At 60.3% G+C, this 12,305-nt stretch carries 9 protein-coding genes; 1 reads left to right on the top strand and 8 read right to left on the bottom strand.

Going from position 1 to position 12,305, the window contains the following annotated elements:
* Positions 1-36: 36 nt before the first annotated feature.
* The 4 genes from ligA to AAF659_RS03850 all read right to left on the bottom strand — a co-directional run bounded on the left by ligA (position 37) and on the right by AAF659_RS03850 (position 7,463).
* A complete protein-coding gene (gene ligA, locus AAF659_RS03865; protein ID WP_349750372.1) occupies positions 37-2,058 on the bottom strand; it encodes an NAD-dependent DNA ligase LigA in 2,022 nt (673 codons plus the stop codon).
* 13 nt (positions 2,059-2,071) lie between these two features.
* Positions 2,072-3,151 carry a cell division protein ZipA gene (zipA, locus tag AAF659_RS03860; RefSeq protein ID WP_349750371.1) on the bottom strand — a complete coding sequence of 360 codons (1,080 nt, stop codon included), beginning with the start codon at positions 3,149-3,151 and terminating at the stop codon, positions 2,072-2,074.
* 113 nt (positions 3,152-3,264) lie between these two features.
* Positions 3,265-6,762: a chromosome segregation protein SMC gene (gene smc / locus AAF659_RS03855; protein ID WP_349750370.1), complete on the bottom strand. Its 3,498-nt coding sequence runs from the start codon at positions 6,760-6,762 to the stop codon at positions 3,265-3,267.
* An 11-nt stretch (positions 6,763-6,773) separates the two neighbouring features.
* A complete protein-coding gene (locus tag AAF659_RS03850) occupies positions 6,774-7,463 on the bottom strand; it encodes a GntR family transcriptional regulator (RefSeq protein ID WP_349750369.1) in 690 nt (229 codons plus the stop codon).
* 225 nt (positions 7,464-7,688) lie between these two features.
* Between AAF659_RS03850 and AAF659_RS03845 the strand changes: the two genes are divergently transcribed.
* The gene (locus tag AAF659_RS03845) at positions 7,689-8,648 is read left to right on the top strand and encodes a GGDEF domain-containing protein (protein ID WP_349750368.1); all 960 of its coding nucleotides are present in this window, start codon (positions 7,689-7,691) and stop codon (positions 8,646-8,648) included.
* Here AAF659_RS03845 and rluB read toward each other — a convergent pair.
* The 4 genes from rluB to AAF659_RS03825 are packed head-to-tail and all read right to left on the bottom strand — an operon-like array spanning position 8,638 to position 12,237.
* The gene (gene rluB, locus AAF659_RS03840) at positions 8,638-9,567 is read right to left on the bottom strand and encodes a 23S rRNA pseudouridine(2605) synthase RluB (RefSeq protein WP_349750367.1); all 930 of its coding nucleotides are present in this window, start codon (positions 9,565-9,567) and stop codon (positions 8,638-8,640) included. The genes AAF659_RS03845 and rluB overlap by 11 nt on opposite strands.
* Positions 9,564-10,199 (bottom strand): SMC-Scp complex subunit ScpB, encoded by a 636-nt coding sequence (gene scpB, locus AAF659_RS03835; RefSeq protein WP_349750366.1) that lies wholly within the window; start codon positions 10,197-10,199, stop codon positions 9,564-9,566. The genes rluB and scpB overlap by 4 nt, the downstream gene beginning before the upstream one ends.
* On the bottom strand, positions 10,196-11,023 hold the full coding sequence (locus AAF659_RS03830; protein WP_502949186.1) for a segregation and condensation protein A: 828 nt from the start codon (positions 11,021-11,023) through the stop codon (positions 10,196-10,198). The genes scpB and AAF659_RS03830 overlap by 4 nt, the downstream gene beginning before the upstream one ends.
* Positions 11,020-12,237: a tryptophan--tRNA ligase gene (locus tag AAF659_RS03825; RefSeq protein WP_349750365.1), complete on the bottom strand. Its 1,218-nt coding sequence runs from the start codon at positions 12,235-12,237 to the stop codon at positions 11,020-11,022. The genes AAF659_RS03830 and AAF659_RS03825 overlap by 4 nt, the downstream gene beginning before the upstream one ends.
* Between the last annotated feature and the right edge of the window lie 68 nt (positions 12,238-12,305).

Below are 12,305 nucleotides of genomic sequence, written 5' to 3'. Positions count from 1 at the left end.
CAGATTCAGGGGGCGGCTGGTGATTCTGTGACACAGTCACGCTTCGCCAAGCCACTCCAGGAAGGTTGCTTCATCAACAATGGCGACACCCTGTTGGCGAGCCTTGCTGAGCTTGGAGCCACCCCCCTCGCCGGTCACCAGATAGTCGGTTTTACTCGAAACGCTGCCTGCCACCCTTGCCCCCCGGGCTTCCAGGGCCGCACGCGCCTGATCCCGCGAATAGTGCTCCAATGCGCCAGTGACCACTACGGTTGCACCGGAGAAAGGTGACCCGGAATCATCCACCCGCTCCGGTGCCCGATAACTGACACCGGCTGCCCGCAGCTGCTGGATGATCTCGCGGTTATGGGGTTCGGCAAAGAAACTGCGGATATGGCCCGCGACCACCGGCCCGACGTCCTCAATTTCCTGAAGGTGCTCTTCATCGGCTTCTATGAGTGCGTCCAGATCGCCGAAATGCCGGGCCAGAGCCCGCGCCGTGGCCTCACCCACCTCACGGATGCCCAGCGCATAGATCAGCCGGTCAAGGTCAGGTTCACGGCTTCCCGCAATGGCGTTCACCAGATTGGAGGCGGATTTCTCACCCATACGCTCGAGCCGGGTCAGGTCCGAAACTTTCAGCTTGTAGATGTCGGCTACGGTCTCAACCATGCCTTCATCCACCAGCACGTTGACCCACTGCTCACCCAGGCCTTCTATATCCAGGGCGCGACGGGAGGCGTAGTGGCGGATGGCCTCCTTGCGCTGGGCGGGGCAGAAAAGTCCACCGGTGCAGCGCGCAACCGCTTCATCCTCTGGCTGCTCAATCGCGGAGCCACATTCCGGGCACGCGGGCGGCAGTTCGATCAAACGGGTATCGTCAGGGCGTTTTTCAGCCAGCACACGCACCACCTGGGGAATCACATCACCGGCGCGTCGGATCATGACCCAGTCGCCCTCGCGCAGCCCCAGGCGCTCAACCTCATCCATGTTGTGGAGGGTGGTGTTGCTGACCGTGACACCTCCCACAAACACCGGATCCAATCGGGCCACCGGGGTGATAGCACCAGTACGTCCCACCTGGAAAGCCACCTCGCGCACCCGGGTCATGACCTCATGCGCCGGGAACTTCGTAGCGATGGCCCAGCGTGGCGCCCGGGAAACAAAGCCAAGACGATCCTGCAGCGCCAGATCGTTAACCTTGTAGACGATGCCGTCGATCTCGTAATTCAGTGATTCCCGCTTTTCGAGCATCTCCCGATAATAAATGATGCAGTCCTCGATCCCGGTCACCAAGCGGATCTCGGGATCGATCCGGAAGCCCCACTCCCGCAGCTTGAGCAGTTGATCGTAATGGCGCACCGGAAGACCGGCTTCCTCAGGACCATCCACACTATAGCCGCTGAACGACAGGGGCCGTCGAGCCGGTACGCGCGGATCCTTGTTGCGGAGACTGCCAGCAGCCGCATTGCGCGGGTTCACAAAGGGCTTCTCACCGGCCTCCGCCAGCTTCTGATTGAGGCGTTCAAACCCATCCAGAGGCATGTAGGCCTCCCCCCGAACCTCAAAGGCATCCGGGTAGTCATCACCATACAGTTGCAGGGGAATGGCACGGATGGTGCGAACATTGGCTGTGATGTCCTCGCCGGTGTAGCCATCGCCACGGGTGGCGGCACGATGAAGCACACCATTGCGGTAGAGCAGACTGATTGCGAGGCCATCGAGCTTGGGCTCACAGGCGTAGTCCAGCGGCTGATCACGCCCAAGGCGTTCACGAACCCGGCGGTCAAAGTCCCTGAGCTCGTCCTCGTCAAAGGCGTTGTCCAGGGACAACATAGGCGTTTCGTGAGGCGCTTCCGCGAACAGTGAGCCTGGGGCTACGCCCACCCGCTGTGTTGGCGACTCGGGGGTTACCAGTTCGGGGTGCTGCGCCTCCAGCTCCTGCAGTTGCCGCAGGAGCTGGTCATAGTGTTCGTCCGAAACTTCGGGGTCGTCGAGCGCGTAGTAGCGGTAGTTGTGATGATCGATTGCCCGCCGCAGGGCGTCGATACGCTGTTCAGGGCTGTCTTCCCGATTCACGAAGGCAATCCTTTCAGGCTCTTACGGGGGAACGGCGTTTACGCTCGAACTCGCGGATCCGCTGGCGGCAGTGTTCAATGGTCTGGCTGGTCATAACACTGCGATGCTCATCCCGCAGCTCACCGCCCAGATTGCGCACAACGGTATTGGCTGTCTCAAGCATGAAGTCGAAAGCCTGTACCGGCTGGCTGGGTCCGGGCAGGCTCATAAAAAAGCTGAGGCCGGGGGTCTCCAGGGTCTCGATTTCCTCCGGTGTCAAGGTACCAGGTGCGACCGCGCTGGCGACACTGAACTGGACTGGCGTCCGCGTATCTGCTTCCTCATGCCGATGATAGATACCCAGATCGCCGTATTCCATACCACAGGCTTCCAGAATGCGGCGAATGGTCGCTCCCCCATAGTGACCACCGTCACAACAATGAGCGTGAATGACAATGACCTCCTCGGCTTCCGGGCGATTAGCTCCGGCCACAGGCGGCTGATCCGCGGTCTCATGAGTGGCAGAAGATTCCGGATTATCACCGGTACTGGCGGCAACCGAATCACCACTGCTTTCGCTCTCCTCGCGGGAGCTGCCTTCGCGGATGCGGTTCCAGATCTCACGGGCACTGGCACTGATACGACTGGCAGCCTCGCCCGCTGCGGCGCTGGCCTCAGCCGCCTTTTCACCCGCACCTTGTTCCCCGCGTACTCGCGCCGGGCCCACGATGCCATCGTCATCCGCGGCGGAGAGCGATTCATCAGGCGACGCCGGCGGAGCCTGTTGGTGGCTGTTCCGCGTCCCTGGTTCGAGGTCTGAGTCGGATTTGGAGCCGGGATTGGGTACAGGGCCCGGTTCGGGGTCAGGATTGGATTCCTGGGCCTGTTCCGCTCCAGCATTGTCCGAAGTACTGCCTACAGGGCGAGCCCCACCCGTGGGGAGCTCAGGATTGTAATCCGAATCAACCGGGCTCTGACCGATACCGTCGCCGCCCATGGCCCGTTGCATTTCCAGCGCATCACGTCGGGCTCTGCGCATGCGCCGGAGCCCGTCCACCACGACGCCAATAATCAACAGCGCCCCGATGATGATCAGCCATTCTCTGAGACTCATGATCCTCTATCTGTCCTCATGGGTTGCCCCCGCGCATCCCAGTGCGCCCGTTTGACTGCCACTTTAGGCAATGACCCCGATCAAGACAATGCCGGCGCATTGCGTCTTGTTCATCAACTGTCTGCCAGAACGGCAGCCTCTTCTACATCCACTGAAACCAGGCGTGATACCCCAGGTTCGTGCATGGTCACACCCATCAACTGATTTGACAGTTCCATGGAAATCTTGTTGTGAGTGATGCAGATAAACTGAACGTGCTTGCTCATCTCATTCACCATCTTCGCGTAACGGCCAACGTTGGCATCATCCAGAGGTGCATCGACCTCATCCAGCATACAGAATGGAGCCGGATTGAGCTGGAAGATGGAAAACACCAGCGCGATGGCGGTCAATGCTTTCTCGCCGCCAGACAGCAGATGGATGGTGGTGTTCTTTTTGCCAGGTGGCCGCGCCATGATGGCGACGCCGGTTTCCAGCAGGTCATCGCCGGTCATCTCCAGATGGGCGCTGCCACCGCCGAAAACCCGCGGGAAAAGGTTCTGCAATCCCTGGTTGATGGCATCGAAAGTCTCACGAAAGCGACTACGGGTTTCGCGGTCGATTTTCCGGATGGCGGATGCCAGTGATTCCAGCGCCTCCTGCAAGTCTTGATCCTGCTCATCGAGATAGGTCTTACGTTCACTCGCTACCCGGTACTCATCGATCGCCGCCAGGTTGATGGCGCCCAGGCGTTGGATGCGGTTGCCGATACGGGTCAGCTCCTGCTGCCAGGCCTCGGCAGTAGCATCTTCCGCCAGCCCGCCCTGGACATCGCCGAGGCTGACTTCAAGCTCCTCCAGCTGTTCCAGGTACTGACGGGCCTGGAGCTCAACAGCTTGGGTATCCATACGCAGTTTCTCGAGCTTTTCGCGGGCCGTCTGGACCTCCTGTTCCACCTGCCCACGACGCTGTTCACGCTCACGGACCTGATCATCGATGGCATCCAGTGCCTGCCGTGCCTCATTGAGCTTTTCCTCTTCCTGGACACGGCGTTCAAGCAGCCCCTCAAGCTCAAGCTCCAGATCCTGAATGGGGGCCTCGGCGTTTTCCCGGGTCTCACGCTGCACCGCGATACGCTCATCCAGCCGGCTCTGCTGGTTTTTCATCCGCTCGAGGGTCTGTTCCAGCGCCTCCTTCCGGTTTTTCAGGTCCTGAACCTTCAGCTGAAGCTGGTGCTGATGATCGCGCGCATGGCGCGCTTGCTGGCGTTCATCATCGAGCTTCGCCCGCAGGTCGTCGCGCTCGCTGAGCAATGAGTCCTTCCAGTCCGCGTTCTCATTCATGCGATCCATGGCTTCCTGCCAACTGGCGCGGGCTTCTTCCAGGCGCTCATTCTCGTCCGCTTCCTGAGAGGCCAGATCCGCCAGATCTTCGCTGATCCGCCGCACCCGTTCCCGCACCTGCTCAATGCGGGCCCGGAAAGCCTCAAGTCGGGATTCAGTGGCGGCGAGTGACTCCCGGGCGTCACTCAGGCTTCCCCGGGCCTGCTCTAGCGCTTTTTCGGTTTCATCGCGCGAAGCGCGCAACCGCTGCAACCGCTCTTCACCTTCGGTGACATCGGCCTGAAGCGACCCCGACTCTTCCTCCAGGGTCTCGATCCGTTTCTGACGTTCAATAACGCCGGTGTCGTCGTCACCCTCGTCCGGGAGACGAAGCCACGCCCGGCCCACCCAAACGCCTTCCGGCGTGACCAGCGAATCGCCATCCGCCAGTGAATACCGGCGGGAAAGGGCGTCGTTCAGCCCCTGAGCACACCAGACTCGGGCCAGCCACCCGGAAACAGCGTTGCCCTGCCCCACTTGCGATAGCAGCGTACCCGCGCTGGAATCCGCGCGCGCGTTGCTGCGGTGCACGATGGTCAGTCCCGAAGGTGCTTGCTTGAGAACGCAAGCGTCATAGTCATCCGGTTCCAGCACCAGTGCCTGCGCGAGCGGCCCCAGCACAGCCTCCACTGCCTTTTCCCAGCCTTCAGTCACATCCAGGGTCTGTGCCAGCCGCTGGGCCTGCTGCCAGCCTTTCTGGCTGATCCATTCGCGGCGGCGCTCATCACTGTCACCCAACTGCCCTTCAAGCAGCGCCTGCTCGGAGGCGAGGCGACCATTCAGCGCCTGGAGACGCCCACGTTTATCGTTGAGCTCAGGCTCAAGCTGTTCAATTGCCTCGCGATCCTGCTCCAGCTGTTCGGTGAGGGTTTCCACCCGCTCCCTGGCTTCTTCAACACGCGCTTGCTGCTCCTCGCGTTCATTCTCCAGCGCCGCTTCTTCGCCAGAGCGGTCATCATGATCCAGTGTCGCCTGTTCTTCCTCCAGGCGCTGGCGCCGCTCCCGAAGCTTAAGCAGCGCATCCTCGCTCGCCTTGATGCGTGACTGGCCTACTTCCGCCTGTTGGCGATCATCTGCCGAGTGCTGGCTGAAATCTTCCCAGCGCTGCTGCCAGTCCTGCATCCGGTTTTCCGCCTCGGTCAGCCGTTCGCCGTATTCCTCAGCCTGGGCACTGGCGGTTTCAAGTTCCGGCTCAATACTGCCCAGTTCCTTGCAGACCTGGTCCAATCGCTCCTGATCCTGCTCCAGTTCCCCCGCCACTTCCTTGTGGCTGGCCAGCGCCTGCTCAAGATCCTCTGCCGCCTGACGGGCATTGCGCCTCTGGTTCTCAAGATTCTGCTCAACCCGGGCGATTTCGGCGCCGGCCTCGTAATAACGCCCCTGGGCCTGATTGAAGCGTTCGCTGCGATCGCTGTGTTCCTGGCGCAGGGATTCCAACCCGGATTCCAGCGAGGTGCGTTCCGTGACCGCTTTCTCCAGCCCGTTTTCCGCCTCGCTGATCGCCTGGCGATATTGCTGAAGCGAGGTATCCAGATCACGCCAGCGCAATGCCGCCAGCTCCGCCTGCTTGTGGCGTTCCTCCTGCTTCAGGGCGCGGTATTTCTCGGCCGCTTCAGCCTGTTTTTCCAGGTGCTGAAGCTGGCGGTCAAGTTCATCCCGCAGATCGGTGAGGCGATCGATGTTTTCCTGAGTGCGGCGCATCCGGTTCTCTGTCTCGCGTCGGCGCTCTTTGTAACGCGAGATGCCCGCCGCTTCCTCAATGTAGTGACGCAGCTCCTCGGGCTTGGCCTCGATCAGACGCGAGATCATACCCTGCTCGATAATGGCGTAACTGCGCGGCCCCAGGCCGGTACCCAGAAACAGATCCGTTATGTCACGACGCCGGCACTTGGCGCCATTCATGAAATAATCGGACTGACCCTCCCGGGTAACCCGGCGCTTGACCGAAATCTCGTTGAATCGCCCGTATTCGCCGGGGGCGGTGCCGTCGCTGTTGTCGAACACCAGCTCGATCGAGGCCTGCCCCACGGGTTTGCGGCTGGTCGAGCCGTTAAAGATAACGTCGCTCATGGCCTCGCCGCGCAGGTATTTGGCCGAGCTTTCCCCCATAACCCAACGCACGGCATCAATGATATTGGACTTGCCGCAGCCATTAGGCCCCACAACCGCCGTCATATTGGAAGGAAAGGGGACTGTGGTGGGATCGACGAAGGATTTGAAACCAGCGAGCTTGATGGACTTCAGGCGCATGGACGACCGGCTCAGGTGGCGGGTTCGACGGTAAGCGATTCATCTCGGGCCAGCGCCTGCAGCGCCACTGCGCGCTGATGTTCACCGAACTCCCGGATCACACTGGTGACACCCTGGTGGTCATCCGCCTGGAGCCGCTCAGCGATGCGCCGGAAAAAACGCCTGGAGACCTGCATCTCCTCCGGATCGTTGGCGAGCACCAGATAATACGTCCGGCTAATGGCAGGCCGGAAGTTCTCCAGGGTCTCCTCCAGGTAGGGATTGGCCACCACCGGGTAGCACTTACGCATGACTTCCAGCCCACCGTCGATCACCTCAGCCACATCGGTACGCTCATCACCAAGGCGGCGGCAGAGCTGATCGATGGCCTGCAGCAGCGGCTGTTCATCCGCTGGTGTGCGTTCAGCCATAAACCGGACCGCCAGCATTTCCAGCAGGTTCAGATAGATGTCATAGAGGCTGTTGACCAGCTCCGGAGTCATACCAGAGACCACGGCACCCTTGCGTGGATAGATGCGGATCAGATGCCGGCGCTCCAGAATCAGCAGTGCTTCACGGACCGATCCCCGGCTGACATTGAGATCACCCACGACCTTGAGCTCCTGAATGCGCTCACCGGGCTGGAGTTTACCCAGTATGATCTGGCGCCCAAGATGCTGGGCGATTTGTTCGGAGAGACTTTCCGGCGCCTGAAATTGCATAATGGGCTACCTACCCTTCCCTGTATGAGCGGCGCAAATGATACCACAACTGTCCAACACAGGGACATGCGACCGGTCAGCGTCATTTTCTTGCCGGTGCTTCTGATACTCGGGAGGCACTTCTTTGCCACCATTCTGTATCTTACTGTCCTACGGGCTTTTATAAATGCCGGCACGGATTTCGCTTGGCAATGCCCATAAGCCTATCCCAGACCGGAGCAGGGCATGAAAAAGATAACCGGCAACGACAACCCCATTGATCTGAAGCAGGCCCGCGATGCCGCTGAGACCGTGCGGATCATCGATGAATGGCAGGACAACACCAACCGGCTTAGCGTGCTGTGCAGTCGGCTGCACCAGACACTGGACCTCAACGCAATGCTGGATATTTTTGCCGAGGAACTGACCCAGGTGGTTCCCTTCGCCGCACTGGCTTACCGGCGCTCACGCAGTGGCGGAGAATTCGGCTACCTGCTGGGCTCGGGCGGCCCACACCACTGCTGCTATAACCTGTCGTTACGCGGTCAGGAGCTGGGCTCACTGCGTCTGGATCGTCGGGAACGCTTCCGCGAGGATGAGCTGATGTTCATTGAGCAGGCCATCGGCGTCCTGATCCAGCCCTTGCGCAACGCCTGGCTCTATCAGCAAGCCCTCGAATCGGCCATGACCGACGGCCTTACCGGCATGGGTAACCGCCGTTCTCTAGATGAAACACTCGAAAAACACGTTGAGCAGGCCCACCGCTACAAACAGCCCCTGAGCCTGCTCCTGCTGGATCTGGACCATTTCAAGCAGATCAATGACACGCTTGGCCATGCGGCTGGAGATGAAATCCTTAGGCTGGTCAGTGAGCGTGTTAATGCCCAGATCCGCTCCTGCGATCAGGGGTTTCGTTACGGCGGCGAGGAGTTCGCAATTGTGCTGCCCCATACCGGCCAGGAAGCCGCAAACCAGGTAGCGGAACGCCTGCGTCGGGCGTTACGCGAGCACCCCATGCGTTACGCCGGCAGAGCCATGGCCATCACCGCCTCCATAGGTGTTGCCGCCCTCGGCGACGACGATGACCCCGATGAGCTGCTACAGGCAACAGACACCGCTCTGTATGCAGCCAAGAACAGCGGCCGTGACAGGGTCCGCATTGCCGGCGATGACACCGACAGGGTGGATAACGCCGTCAGCCTTTAGAACCGCGCCCTTTGTCCTGATGGCGTTTTGTGCCGCCGCGCCCCTTCTCAGCTGGCTTGGCAGCTTTCTTTTCCGCTCCTTTCGAAGGCCTCTTGCCCTTAAGCCGACGCAGTCGGTGCTTTTCCGGGGGCGTCGGCGTCTTGACGGGAACAGACTCCAATCCAACGGATCCGCTGAGCGAATCCACATCCGCCTGCCCCAGTTCTTCCCAGCGCCCGGCGCTGAGCCGGCTTGGCAGAAAGATCGGACCCTGGCGCACACGTTTGAGCCGTGACACCTGCACGCCCTGGGATTCCCAGAGCCGCCGCACTTCCCGGTTACGCCCTTCCATGATGGCAACGTAATACCAGTGATTGTGGCCTGTCCCGCCCCAGTACACCAGATCCGTGAAACGGGCCTCGCCATCATCCAGCGTAACGCCAGTGACCAGGCGCTCCGCCATGGCATCATCCACTTCACCAAAAATGCGCACGGCGTATTCGCGGTCCACTTCCCAGGACGGATGCATCAGCCGATTCGCCAGCTCACCGTCAGTCGTGAACAGCAGAAGCCCACTGGTCGAGATATCGAGCCGCCCCACCACGATCCAGCGCTCACCGGTCAGCTGGGGGAGGCGATCAAACACCGTGGGGCGGCCCTCAGGGTCATCCCGGGTTGTTACCTCGCCTTCGGGCTTATTGTAAACGATCACCCGTCGGCTCGGTGAGGCAGCCGATCCCAGATCCACGCTGCGTCCATCCACCCGAATATCATCATGGGATGTTCCCCGCGCACCCAGCTCAGCTACCTCGCCATTGATCTGCACGCGGCCCTCGCTGATCCAGCCCTCAATAGCGCGCCTTGACCCCAGGCCTGAGCGCGCCAGCAGCTTCTGGAGACGCTCGCCGGCCCCGCTTTGATTGTGACCGGATTCACTCATTCATTCGTCTCCGTATTCTCATGGGTATTGCTGTTGGATTCATCCAGTGCCAGCTCTTCCTGCAAACGGTCTTCCACCTCGCGGCTGATGGTCTCGAGATCACGGACCTCAGCAAGACTGGGCAATTCATCCAGTGACTGCAGGTTGAAATAGTCCAGGAACTGTTTGGTTGTCGCGTACATTGATGGGCGTCCGGGTACGTCACGCTGCCCCACGACCCGGATCCACTCGCGATCCAGCAGCGTGCGGATGATGTTGGTGTTCACCGTCACACCACGCACCTCTTCAATATCACCCCGGGTGACGGGCTGGCGGTACGCGACCAGCGCCAGCGTCTCCAGCAGCGCGCGCGAATAGCGCTGGGGTTTTTCCTCCCACAGCCGACTGACCCAGGGCGACAGCGACTCGCGCACCTGGAAGCGCCATCCGGAGGCCACTTTCCTGAGCTCAAAGCCCCGTCCCTCGCAGGCGTGCTCGATCAGCGAGATGACGTGTTCCAGAATCGTACGAGTAGGCTGCTCATGGTCGTCGAACAGTGTCTGGAGCTGATCCAGACTGAGAGGCTTATCGGCTGCCATGAGCGCGCCCTCAACAATGCGCTGAACGTGATCGATACTATCCCCGTCCATCATGCATGGCCTCTGGCCCGGATATGCAGTGGCGTGAGAGGCTCGGACTGCACCACCTCCACCAGTTGTTCACGAACAAGCTCGAGGGTGGCAATGAAGGTCACAACCACACCCAGACGCCCCTCTTCCGGGCAGAACAGTGTCTCAAACCGCATGAACGCCTCCCCGGACAGACGCTCCAGAATGTTTGACATACGCTCCCGCGTGGACAGCTGCTCGCGTTCGACCTGATGGTGCTCATAAAGATCCGCCCGTTCCAGCACGCCTCTCAGAGCCAGCAGCATCTCCTGCAGGCTCACATCCGGGGACGACTGACGCTCCGGCATCTCGGGAGGCGCAGCGCTTGCCAGATGGAAGTCCCGATTGCGTCGCGGCAGAGCATCAATATTCTCGGCCGCCATCTTGTAGCGCTCGTATTCCTGAAGCCGACGGATAAGTTCAGCCCGTGGGTCATGCGCCTCTTCCTCCTCTTCGGTCTGGCGCGGCAGCAGCATTCGCGATTTGATCTCGGCCAGAGTGGCCGCCATCACCAGGTACTCGGCTGCCAGCTCGAACCGCATTGCCTCCATCAGAGCGATGTAGTCAATATACTGGTCGGTAATGGCACTGACATCCACGTTCAGGATGTCCATATTCTGGCGCCGAATAAGGTAAAGCAGCAGATCCAGCGGCCCCTCAAAGGCATCCAGGAATACCTCCAGGGCATCCGGCGGAATATAAAGATCCTGAGGGAGATCGTGAACCGGCTCACCGGACACCAGCGCCAACGCTTCACGCTCAGACGATTGTTGCGCTTCGGCCATGCCAGCTTCCACTTCCGAGGTCATCGGCGGTATTCCAGCCCCATCACACGCCGGACTTCCTGCAGGGTATCCCGAGCCGCATCACGCGCCCGCTCGCGCCCCTCTTCCAGGATCGAACGCACCAGTTCCGGGTTGTCTTCATATTCACGACCACGCTCCCGGAAGCCTTTCTGCTCCTCAATTACCTTCTCTTCCAGCGCTTTCTTGCAATCGATACACCCGATGCCCGCATTGCGGCAGCCGTTCCAGACCCATTCACGAGTACTGTCGTCGGAATAGATCCGGTGCAGATCCCAGACCGGGCACTTTTCCGGATCGCCCGGATCACTGCGCCGTACCCGGGCAGGGTCGGTCTGCATGGTGCGGATTTTCTGGCTGACCGAATCCGGCTCCTCACGCATGAAAATGGTATTGCCGTAGGACTTGGACATCTTCTGTCCATCCGTTCCCGGCAACCGTGCTTCCGGTGTCAGCAGCTCCCGGGGCTCCGGCAAGATCACTTTGCCGCCACCCTCAATGTAACCGTACAGCCGCTCCCGATCTCCGATAGAGATGTTCTGCTGCTCCTTGAGCAGGGCACGGGCGGTTTCCAGCGCCTCCTCGTCGCCCTGTTCCAGAAAACGACGCCGCAGGCTGCGATAAAGTTTGGCGTTCTTCTTGCCCATCTTGGCAATGGCCGCCTCTGCCTGCTCTTCAAATCCGGGATCCCGACCATAGAGATGGTTAAAGCGGCGAGCCACCTCGCGGGTGATCTCCACGTGCGAGACCTGATCGGCGCCGACCGGCACCAGACCCGCGCGGTACATCAGAATGTCCGCACTCTGGAGCAGCGGATAGCCCAGAAAACCATAGGTCGCCAGGTCTTTCTCCTTGAGTTTCTCCTGTTGGTCCTTGAAAGAAGGCACACGCTCAAGCCAGCCCAGCGGTGTAATCATAGACAACAGTAGATGCAGCTCCGCATGCTCTGGCACATGCGACTGAATGAACAGGGTTGAAGAGCCGGGATTGACGCCCGCCGCCAACCAGTCAATCACCATGTCCCAGATGCTCTCCTCAATTGCGAAGGGCTCTTCGTACATGGTGGTCAGAGCATGCCAGTCCGCCACGAAGAAAAAGCACTCATATTCGTGCTGGAGCTGGGCCCAGTTGGCCAGTACACCATGATAGTGGCCCAGATGAAGCCGGCCTGTGGGCCGCATCCCTGAAAGGATGCGTTGCTGGGGTTCAACGGAAGTCAATCCGGTCTCCTCATTGGTTCAGGGTCTGACTCGATTATACGCACGAAACGTGCATGGGTTAATCAACG

The sequence above is a fragment of the Salicola sp. Rm-C-2C1-2 genome, assembly GCF_040196175.1.
In the GTDB taxonomy this organism is placed as follows: domain Bacteria; phylum Pseudomonadota; class Gammaproteobacteria; order Pseudomonadales; family Oleiphilaceae; genus Halospina.
The sequence above is the reverse complement of the archived record's forward strand: the minus strand, read 5'-3'. Positions and strand labels throughout refer to the sequence as shown.